General features: G+C 44.9%; 18 protein-coding genes and 1 tRNA gene. 11 read left to right on the top strand and 8 right to left on the bottom strand.

What is annotated here, in order from left to right; genetic code table 11:
• The first annotated feature begins 83 nt into the window (after positions 1-83).
• Positions 84-884 carry a hypothetical protein gene (locus H9L11_RS04485; RefSeq protein WP_205391012.1) on the top strand — a complete coding sequence of 267 codons (801 nt, stop codon included), beginning with the start codon at positions 84-86 and terminating at the stop codon, positions 882-884.
• 19 nt (positions 885-903) lie between these two features.
• Here H9L11_RS04485 and H9L11_RS04480 read toward each other — a convergent pair whose 3' ends face one another.
• The 5 genes from H9L11_RS04480 to pepA form a co-directional block, all read right to left on the bottom strand.
• Positions 904-1,809 (bottom strand): bifunctional helix-turn-helix transcriptional regulator/GNAT family N-acetyltransferase, encoded by a 906-nt coding sequence (locus tag H9L11_RS04480; protein ID WP_205391011.1) that lies wholly within the window; start codon positions 1,807-1,809, stop codon positions 904-906.
• A gap of 115 nt (positions 1,810-1,924) precedes the next feature.
• On the bottom strand, positions 1,925-2,329 hold the full coding sequence (locus H9L11_RS04475) for a DUF2061 domain-containing protein (protein ID WP_205391010.1): 405 nt from the start codon (positions 2,327-2,329) through the stop codon (positions 1,925-1,927).
• 202 nt (positions 2,330-2,531) lie between these two features.
• A complete protein-coding gene (locus H9L11_RS04470) occupies positions 2,532-5,390 on the bottom strand; it encodes a valine--tRNA ligase (protein ID WP_205391009.1) in 2,859 nt (952 codons plus the stop codon).
• Positions 5,391-5,486: 96 nt separating this feature from the next.
• Positions 5,487-5,936 (bottom strand): DNA polymerase III subunit chi, encoded by a 450-nt coding sequence (locus H9L11_RS04465; RefSeq protein WP_031777270.1) that lies wholly within the window; start codon positions 5,934-5,936, stop codon positions 5,487-5,489.
• A 115-nt stretch (positions 5,937-6,051) separates the two neighbouring features.
• Positions 6,052-7,560 carry a leucyl aminopeptidase gene (gene pepA, locus H9L11_RS04460; protein ID WP_005381073.1) on the bottom strand — a complete coding sequence of 503 codons (1,509 nt, stop codon included), beginning with the start codon at positions 7,558-7,560 and terminating at the stop codon, positions 6,052-6,054.
• A 200-nt stretch (positions 7,561-7,760) separates the two neighbouring features.
• Here pepA and lptF point away from each other — a divergent pair, with 200 nt between their 5' ends.
• Entirely contained in the window at positions 7,761-8,861 is a 1,101-nt protein-coding gene (gene lptF / locus H9L11_RS04455; protein WP_005381072.1) for an LPS export ABC transporter permease LptF, read from the top strand.
• 3 nt (positions 8,862-8,864) lie between these two features.
• Positions 8,865-9,935 carry an LPS export ABC transporter permease LptG gene (lptG, locus tag H9L11_RS04450; protein ID WP_005381071.1) on the top strand — a complete coding sequence of 357 codons (1,071 nt, stop codon included), beginning with the start codon at positions 8,865-8,867 and terminating at the stop codon, positions 9,933-9,935.
• Positions 9,936-10,022: 87 nt separating this feature from the next.
• Here the strand turns inward: lptG and H9L11_RS04445 are convergent, their stop codons facing one another.
• Together H9L11_RS04445 and H9L11_RS04440 are read right to left on the bottom strand one after the other, a co-directional pair.
• Positions 10,023-10,502, bottom strand: a complete 480-nt coding sequence (locus H9L11_RS04445) for an RDD family protein (RefSeq protein ID WP_017636179.1) — start codon at positions 10,500-10,502, stop codon at positions 10,023-10,025.
• A gap of 184 nt (positions 10,503-10,686) precedes the next feature.
• A complete protein-coding gene (locus H9L11_RS04440) occupies positions 10,687-11,955 on the bottom strand; it encodes a DUF2254 domain-containing protein (RefSeq protein ID WP_017636178.1) in 1,269 nt (422 codons plus the stop codon).
• A 227-nt stretch (positions 11,956-12,182) separates the two neighbouring features.
• Here H9L11_RS04440 and H9L11_RS04435 point away from each other — a divergent pair, with 227 nt between their 5' ends.
• Entirely contained in the window at positions 12,183-12,848 is a 666-nt protein-coding gene (locus H9L11_RS04435; RefSeq protein ID WP_017636177.1) for an SDR family NAD(P)-dependent oxidoreductase, read from the top strand.
• Between the two features lie 190 nt (positions 12,849-13,038).
• Positions 13,039-13,123: transfer RNA gene (locus tag H9L11_RS04430), tRNA-Leu, on the top strand.
• A 247-nt stretch (positions 13,124-13,370) separates the two neighbouring features.
• Here the strand turns inward: H9L11_RS04430 and H9L11_RS04425 are convergent.
• Positions 13,371-14,654 carry a carbohydrate-binding protein gene (locus H9L11_RS04425; RefSeq protein WP_205391008.1) on the bottom strand — a complete coding sequence of 428 codons (1,284 nt, stop codon included), beginning with the start codon at positions 14,652-14,654 and terminating at the stop codon, positions 13,371-13,373.
• 247 nt (positions 14,655-14,901) lie between these two features.
• Here H9L11_RS04425 and H9L11_RS04420 point away from each other — a divergent pair, with 247 nt between their 5' ends.
• The 6 genes from H9L11_RS04420 to H9L11_RS04395 all read left to right on the top strand — a co-directional run bounded on the left by H9L11_RS04420 (position 14,902) and on the right by H9L11_RS04395 (position 20,204).
• On the top strand, positions 14,902-15,207 hold the full coding sequence (locus tag H9L11_RS04420; protein ID WP_020480920.1) for a PTS sugar transporter subunit IIB: 306 nt from the start codon (positions 14,902-14,904) through the stop codon (positions 15,205-15,207).
• Positions 15,208-15,294: 87 nt separating this feature from the next.
• Complete coding sequence (locus H9L11_RS04415; protein ID WP_170897658.1) at positions 15,295-16,629, top strand: PTS sugar transporter subunit IIC; 1,335 nt, start codon at positions 15,295-15,297, stop codon at positions 16,627-16,629.
• Positions 16,630-16,680: 51 nt separating this feature from the next.
• Positions 16,681-16,992 (top strand): PTS lactose/cellobiose transporter subunit IIA, encoded by a 312-nt coding sequence (locus H9L11_RS04410; protein WP_031777269.1) that lies wholly within the window; start codon positions 16,681-16,683, stop codon positions 16,990-16,992.
• Positions 16,993-17,004: 12 nt separating this feature from the next.
• Positions 17,005-18,327, top strand: a complete 1,323-nt coding sequence (locus H9L11_RS04405) for a 6-phospho-beta-glucosidase (RefSeq protein WP_005381048.1) — start codon at positions 17,005-17,007, stop codon at positions 18,325-18,327.
• Between the two features lie 18 nt (positions 18,328-18,345).
• Positions 18,346-19,101 (top strand): chitin disaccharide deacetylase, encoded by a 756-nt coding sequence (chbG, locus tag H9L11_RS04400; protein WP_054579416.1) that lies wholly within the window; start codon positions 18,346-18,348, stop codon positions 19,099-19,101.
• Between the two features lie 104 nt (positions 19,102-19,205).
• Positions 19,206-20,204 (top strand): LacI family DNA-binding transcriptional regulator, encoded by a 999-nt coding sequence (locus tag H9L11_RS04395; RefSeq protein ID WP_054702626.1) that lies wholly within the window; start codon positions 19,206-19,208, stop codon positions 20,202-20,204.
• The last annotated feature ends 74 nt before the right edge of the window (positions 20,205-20,278 follow it).

Genomic DNA, 20,278 nt, shown 5'->3' with positions numbered 1-20,278 from the left:
GTGGAGGCGATAAATAATTCACATTGAGTTTATAGGGGATTTCTCCCTATAATGCGTGAAAATTGATCTAGCTCAAGGTGTATATGCAACTCTCACTCGCCGGTTTATGGCAAGTCTCTCCACTGACGGACCTTTCTATCCCACAGGATGACATTACTTTCCCTGCTCCTTTGAGTCAGGTATTGCCAGCTGAACTGACAGAAGAAGCAATTCGTCAGCAAGAGTGGCACCTGATGCATGACATTGAAGTGGACGAATCCATGATGGCATTCCCAGCGGTAGAAATGGTGTTGGGTGGTGTGGATTACCATGCAGAAGTGCGTTTGAACGGAGTAGCATTGTTCGACTGTGACGGTTCTCAAAATGTCTACAAGAAAGACATTCGCCCGTTCATGCAGATGGGGCGTAACCGTTTTGAGATCCTATTCCTTGAGGAAGAAGACGATCTTCTGTTGGATGAGGATAAACCGGAGTTGTGTTCACTTGCAGATCATGAATACCAAAAGAGTGACGAGCGCTTAGGGGTATGGCAAGAACCGTATCTGCAGTTCATTCGCAATGTACGTTTAGACCGCGTGGCAACCGAGCAGATTTGGCACCACGGTGGTGGTTGCGAGTTTAAAGTAGACTTGTACTATCAAACTTTTGCGCCGGGTCTGGTCTCTGCATCGGTTAAGTTTAATGGTATGACTTACCATATTCCTATTGATGTCCGAGCGGAGCATGCGAGCGCTTTATTCCAGATCGAAGCGCCAAAGTATGCCGATCTTACTGATCCTGATCCAAGTGATCTCTACCAGTTGTCTGTTGAGTTGGATGGGCAGCACCAAAACTTCACTGTTGCCTTGAGCCAGGAGCTTTGTGTTACCCATGTTGTGCTTTAACTCTTAGTAATGCTCTTTATTACAGTGTTTTAAGCATCACTACTTCACATGCATCATGCCCTGTTTGTCCAAGCGGGGTATCGAGATGCTCAAAGCCTAGCTTTTCATACAAGCTTACCGCTTCTCTCAGACATTCAGTTGTCTCTAAATAGCACTGCTGATACCCAAATTGTTTCGCCAATTGTAAGCTCAATGCGACGATGCGTTTGGCTAAACCGTGCCCTCGTGTTTGAGGTAAGAAGTACATCTTTTGTAGTTCACACACATTTGGCTCGCCAGCTAAAGGGGCAAAGCCACCGCCACCAACGATCTCTCCGCGATGTTCAATGACCCAATAGGCGGCCCCGAATTGATTGTAAACCGAATACATATCATCAAGCGTTGGATCGGCCACACCATAACCTTTGTCTGCGGTTAAGCCGTATTCTGCAGAGACTTTACGAATCACATCTGCGACTTGCGGGTTGTCTGCTTTAGTAAGAGGTCGAAGAACGTATTCCTCAGACTGACACACTTTTGTTAGCCCTTTTAGGTAAGTCTCTAGACCAAGTTTGAGTTGCTCTTGCTCGCTGTCATCGAGTTGGGTAAGCAGTTGTTCAAAGAAGTGGTTTTGCTGTTGGTCCAGTTCTGATAACGCCTGTTGGCCTTGCTCTGTAATCGCTACGAGTTGACTACGTTTGTCTTTTGGGTTTTCGATGCTCTCGACCAAACCTAATTTAATCAAACCAGTAACGGTTCGGCTCGCGTTGGACTTGTCGACATTAAGCTGCTGTGCCAGCTGATTGATGGTCAATGGCTGCAATTGGATTTCACCCAATGCGTGCGCTTGCACTGGAGTGAGAGCGACATCGCCGCATTGTTTATCAAGCATACCAAGCAATCGGACGGCTTGACGGGAGTAGTGTCGAAGTTGACGAGCGTTCATTATCACTTACCTCTAAAAATAAAGTTGCGCACCGCAATTAAATTAATTGCGGTGCGCAACCTTGTCAATGGTAAATGTCATTTTTCTCGTTAGGAGACGTAGTGAGCCTCCATGTTTAAGCGTGGTGATGTAAACAAAACTGCGGTACTGGAGCTTTTTCTGATGATTTACGCATCCATACTTTCTCGTGGAAGTAGTAAGCCACCGTGTTCAAACTCGGCTCTAGCATCGCCATTACGCCGCCGACAAATGCATCACCTGTTAGTAAGTAAACCACGGTAAAAGCGACGCTGAAGTGCACGGTCGCAAAGCTTGCGGTTTTTAATTTGGTCATCCACTGACGAGCTTTAAGTGCTGGGACTTTTGCCCATGCCTTTTCATGAAAGTAGAAGGCTACGGTGTTCACTGAAGGCTCAATCATGGCAATTAAACTACCAATTAGAATGTCGCCTGTGAGTACGTAAGCGACACTAAATGCGATAGTAAAATGCAGTGCTGCGAAAGTTAGTGTCTTTTTCATGATAATTACTCAATCGTGTTTGTTTCGATGAGTTCATTATCGATAATAATTCTCATTAATGCTAATGGGTAATGAGTATTGTTGTGATAGGGGGAAGCTATTGATGATGGTTTTGGTGAAATGTATACAAAAAAGGTTGGCCATGATGACCAACCTTTTGAACCAAAAGTGAGAAGTGTTAATTCTTCTCTTTCACTGAGGCTTAAAGCGCAGCGATCGTTGTCTTCTGCTCTTCTAGCTTAGCTAGTGTCTCTTTGTAGCCTTCAAGCTTCTCACGCTCTTTAGCAACAACTGCTTCAGGTGCTTTCGCTACGAAGCCTTCGTTACCTAGTTTGCCTTCGATACGCTTGATTTCGCCGTGAGTCTTCTTGATTTCGCCATCTAGACGAGCAAGCTCAGCATCTTTGTCGATCAGACCTGCCATTGGGATCATCAACTCAGACTTACCAACCAGTGCTGTCGCACATGCAGGAGTTTGTTCGCCAGTTTCAAGCACGCGTACTGCTTCTAGCTTCGCTAGTGACATCAGTACTTGCTTGCTTGCTTCTAGACGAGAGGCATCTTCTGCATTTGCTGCTTTCAGCATAACGTCAAGCGGCTTACCAGGGTTGATGTCGTATTCAGCACGTAGGTTACGGATGCTGGTAATGAACGCTTTCACCCATTCAATGTCGTCTAGCGCTTCTTGGTTGAAGTTTGCTTCGTCGAATTGAGGCAGTGCTTGCAGCATGATTGTCTCGCCTTCTACACCTTCAACTAATGGCTTGATGCTTTGCCAGATAGTTTCAGTGATGTAAGGAATCACTGGGTGAGCTAGACGTAGCGTCTTCTCAAGAACCGTGATGAGTGTACGGCGAGTACCACGCTGTTGCGCTTCAGTACCTTTCCATAGAACGGGTTTAGTTAGCTCTAGGTACCAGTCACAGAATTGGTTCCAGATGAATTCGTAAAGCGTGTTCGCAGCCATATCTAGACGGAAGTTGTCGATATGGTTGTTAAACGCTTTCGCTGCGAGTTCAAACTGAGACTCAATCCACTTGTCTGCTAGTGAATATTCAATCTCACCACCGTTGAAGCCACAATCTTGCTCTTCTGTGTTCATCATTACGTAACGGCTTGCGTTCCATAGTTTGTTACAGAAGTTACGGTAACCCTCAAGACGTTTCATATCCCAGTTGATATCACGACCTGTTGATGCCATTGCTGCAAGAGTGAAACGCAGTGCGTCTGTACCGTATGCTTCGATACCGTTTTCAAACGTCTTACGAGTGTTCTTCTCGATCTTCTTCGCTAGTTGAGGCTGCATCATGTTGCCACAACGCTTCTCTACGAGAGACTCTAGGTCGATACCATCAATCATGTCGATTGGGTCAAGTACGTTACCTTTCGACTTCGACATCTTGTCGCCGTTTTCGTCACGGATTAGACCAGTAACGTAAACCGTTTTAAATGGTACTTGTGGCTTGCCGTTTTCGTCTTTCACGAAGTGCATGGTCATCATGATCATGCGCGCAACCCAGAAGAAGATGATGTCGAAACCAGTTACTAGAACGTCTGAAGGGTGGAATACTTTCAGGTCGTCAGTTTGCTCTGGCCAACCTTGAGTACCGAACGTCCATAGTGCAGAAGAGAACCACGTATCCAGTACGTCTTCGTCTTGGTGCAGTTCAATGACTGACTCTAGGTTGTTGTTCTTACGAACTTCTTCTTCAGTGCGACCTACGTAAACATTACCTTGGTTGTCGTACCAAGCTGGGATACGGTGACCCCACCATAGCTGACGAGAGATACACCAGTCTTGAACGTCACGCATCCAAGAGAAGTACATGTTTTCGTATTGCTTAGGAACGAATTGGATGTCGCCGTTTTCTACTGCTTCAACCGCTGTTTTCGCTAGAGGTGCAGTACGTACGTACCATTGGTCAGTTAGCATTGGTTCGATAACCACGCCACCACGGTCGCCGTAAGGAACTTGTAGATCGTGATCTTTCACTTCTTCAAGTAGACCTAGCTCGTCGAATTCAGCAACGATAGCTTTACGAGCGGCAAAACGCTCCATACCGTGATATTTAGCTGGTAGCTCAGTGCTGTAAGCGTCGCTTGCTTCGCCGTTAGTGTTGAATACTTCTGCTGCGTCGCGGATGTTCGCGTCGAAAGTCAGAATGTTGATCATTGGTAGCTGGTGGCGCTTACCAACTTCGTAGTCGTTGAAGTCGTGCGCAGGTGTGATTTTCACACAGCCAGTACCTTTTTCCATATCTGCGTGCTCATCGCCCACGATTGGGATGCGACGATCAACGATAGGAAGGATGATTTCTTTACCGATAAGATCTTTGTAACGTGGATCTTCTGGGTTAACTGCAACACCCGTATCGCCTAGCATGGTCTCTGGACGAGTCGTTGCAACAACGATGTAGTCTTTGCCATCCGCTGTTTTAACGCCATCTGCTAGTGGGTAGCGGAAGTGCCACATGTGGCCTTTAGTGTCTTTGTTCTCTACTTCTAGATCTGAAATCGCTGTGTGTAGCTTTGGATCCCAGTTAACTAGACGCTTACCGCGGTAGATTAGATCGTCTTCGTATAGACGTACGAACACTTCTTGAACGGCGTTAGATAGACCATCGTCCATCGTAAAGCGCTCACGGTCCCAGTCTACTGATGCGCCAAGACGACGAAGCTGCTTAGTGATAGTGCCGCCAGATTCGCCTTTCCATTCCCAGATTTTGTCGATGAAAGCTTCACGACCGTAATCGTGTTTTGTTTTGCCTTCTTCTGCAGCGATCTTACGCTCAACAACCATCTGAGTTGCGATACCAGCGTGGTCAGTACCTACTTGCCAAAGGGTGTTTTTACCCTTCATACGTTCACAACGGATAAGCGTATCCATGATCGTATCTTGGAACGCGTGGCCCATGTGTAGGCTACCAGTGACGTTCGGTGGCGGGATCATGATGCTGTATGATTCTTTAGTAGTGTCACCGTGTGGCTTAAAGTAGCCTTTCTCTTCCCAAGTCTGATACAGAGCTTGTTCGATTGAAGTTGGGTTGTATGTCTTTTCCATAGCGCTCTTTTAATGGATACGTTGATGGTTGAATCTTAGTCAATCTTTATAAGTGAGGGATCTTAACAAGATCGCCTTAACTATAAGGATTGACCGTTAAGGATATTGAATTTCGATCGTTTGCAGCTGGTAACCTGCTTGACGGTAAATTTTATATCTTTCTCTTGCGAGTTGTTTAGCTTTTTCTTCGCAGGGCACGAAGTCTACCACTTGAGCAAACTTGTTCGCAAAGGTTGTCTCATTTTCCGCCAAATTAATTACCAGCTGACGGTTCCAATTAGGTTTTACACCTTCATGGCCGATTTCAATGTTGGTGGCGTATTTCGGTCCCTCGCCTACGAGGTTATGTGCCATGAACTTGTCTGCATCAACTTGCCAAAAGGCTTCAGCGAGCTGCTCGGCGTGTGGTTTGTCTTGGCAGTTTAAATACACTTTAGCGCCTTGGCGAGCAAAGTGCTGAGCCAAAAACACGATGTATTCTTCAAAGCCAGCCACCGTTGCTTGCGGGCTCTCTTCGTTAATGATGTAGAAGGTTGCAGTTTGCATCATTCTCTCACTTGCCTTGGGTCTCTTCCTAAGACCATCTTAAGTCCCACTTTCATTTTAGAAAATTAGGAAAATAAAAAAGGGCCTTGCGGCCCTTTTAGATTCTGTTCAGAAATTACTCTTCTGTCTCTTGGCCGCTGCGGTTCAAAAGGAATTGGACAAGCATTGAGACAGGACGGCCCGTTGAGCCTTTCGCTGCGCCTGATTTCCACGCGGTACCTGCGATATCGACGTGTGCCCAGTTGTACTTCTTCGCGAACTTAGATAAGAAGCAACCCGCAGTAATTGTGCCACCAGGGCGACCACCAATGTTTGCCATATCCGCAAACGGGCTTTTCAACTGTTCGTGGTACTCGTCTGCCATTGGTAGACGCCATGCACGGTCACTCGCTTGCTCAGAAGCGTTTACTAGCTCGTGAGAAAGAGGGTTGTGGTTAGAGATTACGCCGCTGATATGGTGGCCTAGTGCGATAACACAAGCACCAGTTAGCGTTGCAACGTCAACCACGCAGTCTGGTTCGAAACGCTCTACGTAAGTCAGTGCGTCACAAAGAACAAGACGGCCTTCAGCATCCGTGTTCAGAACTTCTACAGTTTGACCAGACATGGTCGTTAGGATGTCACCTGGACGGTAAGCGTTGCTGCCAGGCATGTTTTCACAGCCCGCTAGAACACCAATAACGTTGATTGGTAGGTTTAGCTTCGCCAGCGCTTTCATTGTACCGAATACCGATGCCGCACCACACATGTCGTACTTCATCTCATCCATACCTTCGCCCGGTTTTAGAGAAATACCGCCTGAATCGAAGGTTAGCCCTTTACCTACGAGCACAATCGGTTTTGCATCTGAGTCAGGGTTACCTTTGTACTCGATGATAGACATCATAGATTCGTTTTTAGAACCACGGCCTACTGCTAGGTAAGAGGTCATACCCAGCTTTTCCATCTCTTGCTCACCAATAATTTTGGTGGTTACAGTTTCGTAATCGTCCGCTAGACGACGAGCTTGAGAAGCAAGGTAAGCTGGATTAGCTACGTTTGGCGGCATGTTGCCAAGGTCTTTTGAGGCTTTGACACCTGATGCGATAGCAAGACCATGAGTGATTGCTTTTTCACCCAAGTTCAATTCACGACGCGTTGGTACGTTGAAAACAAGCTTGCGCAGTGGGCGGCGAGTCTCAGGTTTCACGCTCTTGAATTGATTAAATGTGTATAGACCATCTTTAGTCGCTTCTACAGCCTGGCGCACTTTCCAGTATGTATCACGACCCTTAACATGCAGTTCAGTTAGGAAACATACCGCTTCCATTGAGCCTGTTTCGTTAAGTGTGCTGATCGTCTTTTGAATGATTTCCTTGTACTGGCGCTCGCCAAGTTCACGCTCTTTGCCGCAACCGACAAGTAAAACGCGCTCTGACAAAACACCTGGTACTTGATGCAGTAGCAGCATCTGACCAGGTTTACCCTCTAGATCACCACGGCGAAGTAGTGAACTGATGTAACCGTCACTGATTTTATCAAGTTGTTCGGCTACTGGAGAAAGGCGACGTGGTTCAAACACACCAACAACGATACATGCGCTACGTTGTTTCTCTGGACTGCCACTTTTTACACTGAACTCCATGCGTACTCCTACATCCTGAAGACAAATTGCTCTAAATGTTAGATAATGATCGCTTACTTGTTGAATTTTAGCTCCAGGCTTACATGCAGAGCTGATTAAGCGACTAACATCTAGTTTATAATTTTTAAAAAAATAAATGGTTCAACGGGAAACTATAGTGATTCGACCAAAAAAACAAGTTTTGTATAGGTAATTTCAGCGTGATTATTGTTAGATATTTGATCCGCGAAACACTCAAGAGCCAATTTGCGATTTTTTTCGTACTTTTTTTGGTGTTTGTAAGCCAGAAATTCATAAGTGTTCTTGCTGATGCTTCTGATGGGGATATTCCTGCTGGATTGATTTTCTCGATTGTTGGTTTGAACATGCCAGCAATGGGTCTGTTAATGCTGCCTTTAAGTCTGTATATCGGCATATTGATCACATTTGGTCGTCTGTATGCAGAGAGCGAAATTGTCGTAATGAACGCGACAGGTATTGGTAATAAATTCTTGGTTCAAGCGGCCTTATACCTAGCGTTGATTACTTCAGCGGTGGCGGCTTTCAATGCGTTGTGGCTATCGCCGTGGTCTCAAGACCGCGTTGAGCAGCTTTATGAGCAGGTAGCGTCAGAAAACAGCGTTGACCTACTTAAAAAAGGTCAGTTCCAAGGTACACCAGACGGTTCATCGGTTGTGTTCATCGATGACATTAAAGACAATACCTTGAGCAACGTTTTTGTTGCGCAGATGCGCCCTCGAGATTCGGTGTTACCGAGTGTGATGTTCTCATCTTCTGGTGAGGTAAAAGAGCTTTCGGACGGTCGTCAGATCATCACTATGAAAGAAGGTACGCGTTATGAAGGTGTGCCTACTCGCGTTGAATATATGATCACGAAATTCGATGAATACGAAGGTGTTATCGGCCAACGTGAGGTCAAAAAGAAAGGGCGAGACTGGGAAGCATACCCAACGGTTGACTTGATAGGTCACCCAGATCCAGAGGCGCAAGCGGAGCTACAATGGCGAATTTCGTTATTTGTGTGCATTCCACTCTTAACAATGCTTGTTATTCCTTTGTCTGCGGTGAATCCGCGTCAGGGACGGTTTGCCAAAATGGGGCCTGCGATTCTGATCTACCTAGCGTATTTCTTGGCGATCAGTGCAACCAAATCTGCATTAGAAGATGGTGACATCCCGGCTGCTATTGGTATGTGGCCAATCAATGCGATGTTGCTGATTGTTGCTATCATGGCGAATATGATGGACAGCGTTGCTGCTAGACGAATAAAAGACAAATTCCGCAAGAAGAGGCTCGCGTAAGCTGTGTTCAAAATCTTAGACCTTTACATCGGTAGAACCATCATCTCTACCACTGCCTTGGTTTTAGCGACGTTTGTTGGCTTATCGGGCATCATCAAATATGTAGAACAGCTACGTAAAGTAGGGCGAGGTGTGTACGACCTCACTCATGCGTTGTACTTTGTGTTACTCAGTGTGCCGCGTGATATCGAAATGTTCTTTCCAATGGCGGCATTACTCGGTGCCCTGATCGGCTTAGGTATGTTGGCTTCAAGCTCTGAGCTGGTGGTGATGCAAGCTGCTGGTTTCTCTAAGCTAGATATCGGGTTATCGGTACTCAAAACGGCCGTCCCGCTCATGATAGTCGTTATGGCGTTAGGTCAATGGGGCGCTCCTGAGGCCCAGAAGATGGCCCGTGACTTACGTGCGTTTGCGATATCAGGTGGTAGCATTGTGTCTGTGCGCTCAGGTGTGTGGGCTCGTGACGCAAACGACTTTATCTTTATAGGTAAAGTCGAAGACGACAAGCTTTATGCTTTAAATATGTGGCGTTTTGATGATGATAAGAATCTACAAAAAGTTATTTTCGCCGAAGAAGTCGACTACCAACAAGATAACAACTGGCTGATGCGCTACGTACAAATTACGGACATGGAAAATGAAAACGTAATTTCAAAGCAAGACATCGAACAGATGGAGTGGCACACCTCTTTGGCACCAGATAAGCTAGCTGTGGTGACCGTGAAGCCAGAAGAATTGTCACTGAGCGGTTTGTATGATTATGTGACTTACCTGAAAGCATCGGAACAAGATGCATCTCGCTATGAGTTGGCGTTTTGGCGTAAGTTGACTCAGCCGCTTTCAATTGCTGTGATGATGTTAATGGCGCTATCTTTTGTTTTCGGTCCACTCAGAAGCGTGACCATGGGGGCAAGGGTATTGTCGGGCGTGGTTGCCGGGTTTACTTTTTACATATCCAGTGAGTTCTTTGGTCCATTAAGCTTGGTGTATGGCATATCCCCAGTGTTTGGTGCTTTGGCCCCGAGTTTGGTGTTCTTAGCTATTGCGATTGCACTGCTACGAAGAAAGCTATAACTGAAGCATCATCGAATAAACCAAGTTTTACCGAACCAAATGTAAAAGGAAGGCATTACGCCTTCCTTTTTTGTGTTCCTAGACAAGTTAATTTGCCTTAGGTAATACAACAACCTCTGTTTTGGCCCAAATGTCGTGGAAACCACGTTTCTTCGGATCAATCGGTACAGTCAAATTTGCCAAGCCAAAGCCAGATGTCGAAATACGAATCAGAGCTTGAGTTACCGTAATTGGTGCTCCGTCTTTGGCATTGCGAACTCGAAGCTTCCAAGCGCGCATCCCAAGAGTTTGTCCTGCTCGCGTCCAGAAGAACACAAAGAAATATATCCACACACCCGCAAGATAAAGTGTAAATAGAGGGCTCAATACAGGGTGCTTTCCGAGCATATCTGCGGCATCTTCGTACTCGCCATAGCTCAACAATCCTGCTGCATTTAGTGCAAACACAACGGCCATAACAATACCTGCGGCCATCATTTCAATTGCGATAATAATCAATGTGTCGTAAATCAACGCTGCAAGTCGACGAAAGAGACCAGCAGGTGGAAGAGTTGTAGACGTTGTCATTATTCCATCACTTACCTTAAAAATTGTGCGTCAGAATATAGATTCCCTCACCAAGAGAAAAGAGACCTAACGCACAGAGTCTTTAATTGTGTATAAACTAAGTGACTTTTCTGCCCTACGTTATCAGCACATGTCATGATACACGAGGCCGTGCAGCAATATGTTTCAACTGAATTCGATTCTCTTAACCATTGGCTCTTTGGTCTGTGACCAGATTAGATAGCTGAGAGAGTTGGTGTTTCTCATCTTCGGTATAATGTTGGCTTAATGAAAGCTCTAAAGCTTTTTCTGACAGCTTGATTGCTGGTGACAAAAATAACTTAGGGTGCATACTAGAGAGAGCTAGCAAGGCCTTTTGTAGGCGAATCTGTATTTGGAGTTGCGCTGCACCATCGTGTGCTATCGGCAAAAAGACATCATCAAACAAATCCTGGCAGCTCAATGCGGGCACAAATAGTCTAGGATATCGAGTTTTGGTAGGCGGCTCACTGAGTAGGTCTCCCCATAATGAAAGTGCTCGTACAGAACGCCCAAGAACGTCAATTGCGGTGCCATTATCATTTACAGCCGGAGATAGTGCTCGTGAGGCGATTTCCGCCATAACGACTAAACCAAAGCGAGGGTCCTGATCATATGAACGCTCTGTTCGAATCGTGAAGGCTGCCGTTACTTCGCTTTCGTCTGGCAATTCTCCACAAACCCAAGCCAATGGTTGACCTACGTACACAAAACTTCCCGGTTGTCGCTCAAGGTAGATGGTGCATTGGTTTGCTTCAGCAATACTATCGAGATGATGCATATCAACATGCTGTAAGTAGCCAATTTCTTGGCTCAAAATAGGTTTACTTCCTCTGGGTTTATGTTCTGGGTGGCTCCACGGGTGAGCACCTAGCCAACGCTCTTTGCCCCGTTTTCTTATCGCATCTAACAAGGCTTGCTCCACGTATGAAGTGGTTTCACTGACCCTTCCTAGTACGGAAAGGTGCTGAATCCAACGTAGCAGAGTGAGTATGATCATCACGATTACGGCGATAGTCACGATGAACAGATAAATTTGTGCTTGTTGATGATAGGCCCCAATACCTAGCGCGATAATTCCTACCAAACTAAATAGAAAAGAGCCAAGAAAGGTTGCTAAGGCATTTTGTGTTGTGCTGTCTTCCATCAACAGTTTTGTCGCTCGCGGCGTTACCCCTGCACTAGCGGCACTGTACGCTGAGACCATAATATTGAGAGAGAATGTAGTCACTGCAAGCATGGAGGTTGCGAGGATATTTAATATGTTGTTCAACAAATCCTTGCTGACGTTGATGGCAGGGGGCAGAGTAATGAACTGGTTTAAAACAATCGACATTAAGGCGGTAGCAACAGCAAGTAATGCGTAGAGTGACGTCCGGACCCACAGTTTTCGCGTCATCTGTTTCAGTAACCACTGCCATTTTGACCCAGTCATTCTTTGCTCCTATTCAGTTCTCACTAGAAAGTCGATAGAAAATTCAGAAAGTTATTCTTGCTTAAGCATAGGTTAAATGCCCGTCGTTCTGCTTGATATTTCATGCATCACGAAAGTAAGAAAGCTGCTTGCTTCAAAGAATGGTGCTCTTGAGGTGTGAATTACCACGATTCTGTTACCTTAATTGATAGATGAATTAAAAGTATGTGATTGAAAAGAGGTAGCGCATGATTGTAATTACAGGTGCAAGTAGCGGCTTAGGGGCGGAACTAGCAAAGCGTTATGATGCGGAAGGCAAAGAGACGTATGTAATAGGAAGAAATACAGAAAAACTATCCGCACTAGCAAAACAACTCTCTCATAACGTTGGTTATCAAGCTTGCAACCTCTCATTGCACCAAAATGTGAAACAGCTCTTTGATGGGGTGAAACAGTCCCCTGAAATGGTCATTCATAGTGCGGGAAGTGGTTATTTTGGCTTACTGGAAGAGCAGGAGCCGAAAGAGATTCAAAAGTTGATTGATAACAACCTGAATTCTGCGATTCATGTGCTAAGAGAGTTAGTAAAGCGTTACAAAGATCATCCAATAAAAGTGGTCATGATCATGTCCACAGCCGCGCAACAACCTAAAGCGCAAGAGTCTACGTATTGTGCAGTGAAATGGGCCATCAAAGGATTAATTGAGTCGGTTCGTTTGGAGCTAAAAGGAAAACCTATGAAAATTATCGCGGTTTATCCTGGTGGAATGGATACGGAATTCTGGAAAACAAGCGGCAATACGATGGACACGAGTCACTTCATGCAAGCACAAGATGCCGCAGAGATGCTCCATAATGCGCTGTCGAGCATTGGGAATGGTTATGTTTCTGATATTACAGTGAATAGAACTTAAAAAGAGTTTCGTATACTCTTTTTCATCTGGAAGAGTAGTAGAAAATGGAGCGTACGTTTCTTATGAGTACAGCTTTGTCACACTTTGTGGCGAAATTATCAGCAAACGATAGTTATTTAAGGTATTTCTGCTTGCGCAGGTCAAAAGCTTACGTATAATGCCAACCATCAAAGGGCAATAGCCCAAAGATGCCGGTGTGGTGAAATTGGTATACACGACGGATTCAAAATCCGTTGCCTTCGGGCGTGGCGGTTCAAGTCCGCCCACCGGTACCATACATAGAAAGGTCGCTTTTATAGCGGCCTTTCGTCGTTTTAGGTGCTCGTAAATATCAAAAGGAAGTTAGCGTTGCCTTCGCGGTGACGGCAGGAATGCCAGTCCAATCAACTCCGTCCACCGGTACCATATTTTAAGACAGAGCCTCGATGAAAGTCGGGGCTTTGTTGTATCTGGATCTTCAAAACAAAAAAGCGCGAGGGGTATGCCTCGCGCAAACTACTACATGGTGATAGTAGGAACAGCCTATAGAGCTGTGAACAAGGTATTTTGAGTGTTCGGAGTCCAGTCTGCTTGGGACACGTGCGGTACATCAACTAGATAACGCAAACCTTGATAAGTCACCACATCACCTTGTTTATAGGAAACATTCTGAGTCCAGTTAGTGGCTGGGTCTGCATTTGTCCAGAGGCTAGAGGTTGGAGACGGTGCCCAATCTTGTTGTGCAGTATGGTTTGTTACAGCCTGGTATACAGTACCTAGGTGTAAGACGTAATCGCCAGCGTCGTAGTTATGACCAACTTGCCAGTTCGGTGTGTAGTTATCCATTGTGTCGAAGTCATAACCCGCTTGTTTTGCTAACTGTATAAACTTAGCGAGCTTAGGTAAGTTTTGCGTTGCCCCCATGCCACGCTTACCATCTTCAAATAGGAACTCGTGAGTTAAAACGATAACTTTATCGGCGTGTAAAGGTGTACCACATGGGAACTCTTGAGCTTTGGAGTTGATCGGGTTAATCGTTGTTGGTGCACAAGTGTTTAACGCGGAATCCACATATCCAAGAAATGCTTCTGCGTCTGTAAGGCTGTTTGCTGGCATTTCAATGCCCCAATTTTCAGGTGCCCAGTCCACATCCCAACCGTGAGTTTGATAGCCGTTATTCGCTAGGATATTTTGAACCTCGATAGCTGCTTTTACACTGTTGGATGGGTTGGATGTATCGCATACATATCCTGGTTCCCAAGGTTTCAGGTCATCAGACGTGGCACATAACCCATCTGCTTTGAAGTCTTTCGTCACGCGCCAACCGTTGGTGTAGGGCAGTCTAGCAAACTCTGTTGCCTTGTAGTTCGGGTAGCTTGTAATGTTCGGCAAATACTTTGCTAACACAGATAAGTTTTCCGTAAACATTGAGGCATCGTAAACAGGGTCTTGATACGAGTTAAGCTGGTGGTCCCCGGTCGCATTACACTCCGCAGCACTGTTCGGTCCAAACTCATCAACGCAATTATGAACCATATGATCGTAACTGTGGTTCGCGACAATATGACCAGTGTCTAATGCGAGCTTTAAGGCTTCTAGCGAACGGTCTTCATTCTCATCACCAATTCCATCTAAATGCCAAGCATTAAAGTAAAACGTCGCTTTGATATCTTCCTGGTTAAGTACTTGAATAACGTCAATAGATGCATTGATTGGTCCATCATCAAACGTTAGATAAATGGTGCCTTTAGAGTCGGTTTGAGCAAATGAGTGCTGTGATAGTGCGGCACTTACAAGCGCTGCAATAGCCAATTTATTAAATTTCATTCTCTATTCCTTTTAAGAAATTAATAACGACGTTGTCAGTAGTAAAATATTGATAATTTGAAACTTAATGTGATGTCTTAAATTATTTTATGACTTTTATCCTAGACCTAAATAATTACAAAAAAATAGGTGGTATTTTCTAAATTGGGATTGTGTTCACGAATAATGCAACCGGTTGCGCTTTTTTGTCTTGGTTATTTTTGCTACAGTTTTTACAGGTTGAAATTTACACAACGGGAGTAAGGCTATGAAAAAGATCCTTTTATGCTGTAGCGCAGGGATGTCAACCAGTATGCTTGTTAAGAAAATGGAGCAAGCTGCTGAAAATAAAGGAATTGAGTGCAAAATTGATGCAATGTCAGTGAATGCGTTTGAAGATGTAATTAAAGAGTACGATGTTTGTCTTCTCGGGCCTCAAGTACGTTTTCAGCTAGAAGAGCTAAGAAAAACGGCGCAAGAGCATGGTAAAAACATTGATGCTATTTCTCCTCAGCATTATGGAATGATGAAGGGAGAAGAAGTACTAGAGCAAGCATTAGAATTAATTAACTAAACTATAGTTTTAAATTAAAAAGATAACTGTACATCAAATATAAATATTTGATGCGGGATTCTTTTGTCTAAAATAAGGATGGATTCTATGAAGCTTTATGACGCAATTATAGGCGCAGTCGAAAAGCATATAGCCCCTATAGCAGCTAAAGTGGGGAATCAGCCCCATGTTCGCGCAATGAGAGACGGTTTTATTGTCGCAATGCCGTTTATTATTGTCGGTAGTTTCATTTTGATTTTTGCATTCCCCCCATTTGCCGAAGATACAACCTTTACTTTTGGTCGAATTTGGCTCGATTTCGCCACTACACATTTTGATACCATAATGATGCCCTACAACATGTCGATGGGGATCATGACCATTTTTGTTTCGCTGGGCGTTGCTTATAGTTTAGCGAAGGCTTACAAGATGGATGGGATCACGAGTGCTGTATTGTCACTAATGTCTTTTTTACTCATTGCGGCCCCAGCTAAAGATGGCGCGTTGTCTATGTCTCACATGGGCGGAACCGGGATCTTCACCGCAGTGATGTGTGCATTTTTCTCGGTGGAGCTCTACCGTTTTATGAAAAAGCACAATATTACGATTCGCATGCCAGAGCAGGTGCCACCGGCGATTGCGCGATCATTTGAAGTATTGCTACCAGTCTTAGCGATATTCATTACCTTATATCCACTTAGCCTTTTCGTACAAAACCAGTACGACATGCTGATTCCAGATGCTGTTATGGCTATCTTTAAACCGCTAATTAGTGCGTCTAACTCATTGCCTGCCATTATTGGCGCTTTATTGCTTTGCCAGCTGCTTTGGTTTGCGGGTATTCATGGTGCTGCAATTGTTGTTGGACTGCTTTCTCCAATCTTTTTGACCAACATTGGTGCCAACATTGAAGCCTTTGTTGCAGGTGAACCGATTCCAAATGTATTTACTCAACCGTTCTGGGATTTTTACATCTTTATTGGCGGCTCTGGTGCAACACTTGCTCTTGTTATGCTGATGTCGTTTAGCCGTTCTGTTCACCTTAAGAGCATTGGTCGAATGAGTGCGGTGCCTGGCTTTTTCCAAATCAACGAACCAGTGATCTTCGGTAGCCCAGTTGTGATGAACCCGACCTTGTTTATCCCGTTCGTCTTCGCTCCAGTCATCAACGCTACGATTGCGTATTTTGCTGTGCATGTCGGCTTTGTGGGTATGGGTGTCGCTACAACACCTTGGACAACACCGGCACTGATAGGTGCTTCGTGGGGTAGCGGTTGGACCTTTGCGCCAGTATTGCTCGTCATTGGTTTATTAATTCTTGATCTAATCATCTACTTCCCATTCTTCAAAATGTTTGAGAAGCAAATGTTGGAGCAAGAACTACCAACGACGAAGGAAACTAAAGGTGACACGCAGCCGTCAGGCGAAGGCGTTACTGCTTAACTGTGCTTAATGGGCCGCAATTACCGCGGCCCGATTTTCGGAGAGAAAATGATGGAACAAGAATTGGTTGTAATGGAGATCATTTGCAATGCTGGTGAAGCCAGAAGTTTAAGCTACGAGGCATTGCGTTTATCTCGAGAACAAGATTTTGAAGCGGCTGATGAGAAGCTCTCTCAAGCAAGAGAGTGCATTAATAAAGCCCACTTAATACAGACTCAGCTTATTGAAGAAGATCAGGGAGAAGGGAAAGTCCCGATGACGTTAGTGATGGTGCATGCTCAAGATCACCTAATGACTACGATTTTGGCTCAAGAGATGGCTGTAGAAATCGTCGCACTGAACAAAAAAATCTCGAACAAATAAAGGGGGATGAAAATGTCTAGAGAGGCGATCAAGCTTGCCATTATTGGCGGTGGTAGTAGCTATACCCCGGAATTGGTTGAAGGGGTTATTAAGCGCTTAGAATATTTACCCGTTAAGAAAATCCATTTTGTGGACATTGAGTCAGGAGCTGAGAAGCTTGAGATCATCAAAGGATTGGCTCAGCGAATGGTCGATAAAGCCGGAGCAAAAATTGAGATAAAAGCCGGTTTCGATCGCCGTGCTGCGATAAAAGATGCGGATTTTGTGATGACGCAGTTTCGTGTTGGTGGCCTTGCTGCACGCGCTAACGATGAGCGAATCCCAATCAAGTACGACGTCATCGGCCAAGAAACAACGGGCCCTGGTGGTTTTGCTAAAGCACTGCGAACCATTCCGGTCATTCTTGATATCTGTAAAGACATTGAAGAGTTGGCTCCAAACGCATGGATGCTCAATTTCACCAACCCAGCGGGTTTAGTTTCCGAAGCGGTCAGTAAGTACACCAAAGTAAAGAGTATTGGTTTATGCAATGTGCCCGTTTCAATGGAAATGATGATTGCAGAAATGATGGAGTGCGAGCCAAAAGAGCTGCAACTTGAGTTTGCTGGGTTAAACCATCTCGTGTGGGTACACAAAGCATGGCTCAATGGGGAAGATATTACTCAAACGGTATTAGAGAAAGTCGGTGATGGTGCCAACTTCAGTATGAAGAATATCTGGGAAGAGCCGTGGGATCCGGCATTTCTAAAAGCACTGGGGGCGATACCATGTCCTTATCATCGTTACTTCTACCAAACTGATGCCATGCTTGCTGAAGAGAAACAAAGTGCCGATGAAAAAGGCACTCGTGCTGAGCAGGTAATGGAAACAGAAAATGCGCTATTTAAGCTCTATCAAGATCCTACCCTCGATCATAAGCCGAAAGAGTTAGAGGAGCGGGGTGGTGCTTATTATTCTGATGCATCACTGAACCTAGTTGATTCAATTTATAACAATCGTAATAGTATTCATGTTGTTAACGTTTTAAATAATGGAGCGATCAACGGCCTACCTGACGATGCTGTGATTGAATGTAGTGCCGTGATTGGTAGCTGGGGGGCGAAACCTCTTGCGGTTGGCGAGTTGTCAAACAATATCAAAGGATTACTCCATCAAGTTAAAGCGTATGAGCAGCTAACAATAGAAGCTGCTGTCGAAGGTAATTATGACAAGGCGCTTATGGCATTAACCAATAACCCATTGGTGCCTGACATTGGCCGCGCCAAGTCAATCCTGGATGATATCCTAGCGGTGAACGCTCCGTATTTACCTCAATTTAAACTAACGACGTTGTAAGACTAAGGAAGGGCGCCGATGAAAGTCATTTTTAATGCTGATGATTTTGGTTTAACGAGAGGTGTAAATAGCGGCATCGTTAAAGCTCATCAGCAAGGTGTGGTTCATTCAACCACCATGATGGTGGGTATGGATGCTGAGCAACATGCCTTAGAACTAGCTCGCCATAATCCAGACTTGAAAATTGGCGTTCATCTTAGGTTTACAGCAGGTGTGCCTATAACGAAGCATCCTAACTTGACCAACGGCCGAGCGCACTTTATCAACTATGACGAACTTTGGAGTAAGCAGGATTTCGAAACTCAGGTCATTTATGATGAAGCAAAAGCTCAGGTGGAACATTTTTTATCGCTTGGGTTAGAGCTAAGCCACTTAGATAGCCATCATCACGCGCATACTCACCCTCAAATTTTGCCCGTTATTAAAGAAGTAGCGAATGAATACAGAGTGCCACTGCGGGGCACTGGCTTGTGTCAAGAATCGATGACAATCAGGTATATCTTTACTGATGAGTTTTATGATCAAAAAGTGAGCTTGGATGGCTTAATGGCACATCTATTGAGCTTAAAAGCTGACTATGACTTGGTTGAGGTGATGTGCCACCCGGCAGAGGCCGATCAGGCGCTTATCTTAAAGAGTGGTTATGCGCTTCAGCGAGAGCTAGAGTTACAAGTTCTTACCTCTCCCATTTTAAAAGAACAGTTAGCTCATCATGGCATAACTGTCACGGATTACTCTGAGCTTGTTTCTACCAATCAAATGGTCGGTGTATGATTAAAGGCTGCCAGCTTCGCCCCCTATAGCACCTTACGAATTGCTGGCAGCCGTTCTACACAAACGAATATTTAATAACAATTGCAGTTGGACCCAATAGCATTATGGCAAGGATTAAAGATGTAGCCGAACTCGCCGGTGTAAATCGCTCTACCGTTTCTCGAATTATTAATGGAGAGGGGAAATTTCGCGAGGAAACTCGAAAAAAAGTAGAGCAAGCTATGGCGCAATTGAATTATCGTCCTAGTGCAATTGCTCGTTCACTCGCAACCTCATCCAGTAATATGGTTGGGTTATTGGTGACTTACTATACGGGGGGCTTCTTTGGCGAGATGATGGAGCAGGTTCAGACCGAGCTGGATATTCATAAGAAGTTTTTGATTACAGCTCAAGGCCATCATTCTGCACAAGGTGAAAAAGAGGCAATTCAGCGTTTTAATGATTTACGTTGTGACGGCTATGTACTTCATAGTCGTTATTTGTCAGATGATGACTTACGTGAATTAGCTAAACAGCCAACACCTTTCGTTCTCCTGGATCGCTACGTGGAAGGAATAGAAGAGCGTTGTGTTACCTTTAACCATCATCATGCAAGCCGTATTGCCGTTGAGCACCTTTTAGCTGGTGGTCATCGAAAGATTGCTTGTATTGCCGGTCCATCCCAACGTCATAACAGTGTATTGAGAAAGCTTGGGTATATTGATGCAATGAAGGATGCTGGTATAGATATTGATGAAAGCTGGTGTGAAGAAGGGAATTATGGTCGGCAAAGTGGTTATGATGCAATGGCTGCAATTTTACAACGACACCCTGATGTGACGGCTGTCTTTTCGTGCAGTGAAGAAATGACGGTTGGCGCAATGCAGTACTTACACGAGCACAGTATTTCTGTACCAGAGCAAATCTCATTAACTAGCTATGACAGTGTTGATCTTTGTGAAAGTCTTTACCCTACAGTATCAGCAGTGCACTTTCCTATCAGTGACATGGCCCGTGTAGCGGTACAAACGTTAATGGGGCTAGTCAAAGATCAAGAAGTAATAGACAAGCCAGTGTTCGAGGCCAAGCTTAAAATACGCAAAGCAGATCGCTCCTTAAAGTAGCTTACTTCTATCTAATTAAGTGAGTCGCTTAGAAATAACGGTTTGATGTTTTGATAGTTACTGATGAATTTATT

The sequence above is a fragment of the Vibrio sp. sp1 genome, assembly GCF_016920955.1.
In the GTDB taxonomy this organism is placed as follows: Bacteria; Pseudomonadota; Gammaproteobacteria; order Enterobacterales; family Vibrionaceae; genus Vibrio; species Vibrio alginolyticus.
Note: the sequence above shows the minus strand (reverse complement) of the source record. Positions and strands in the feature narration are given on the sequence as shown.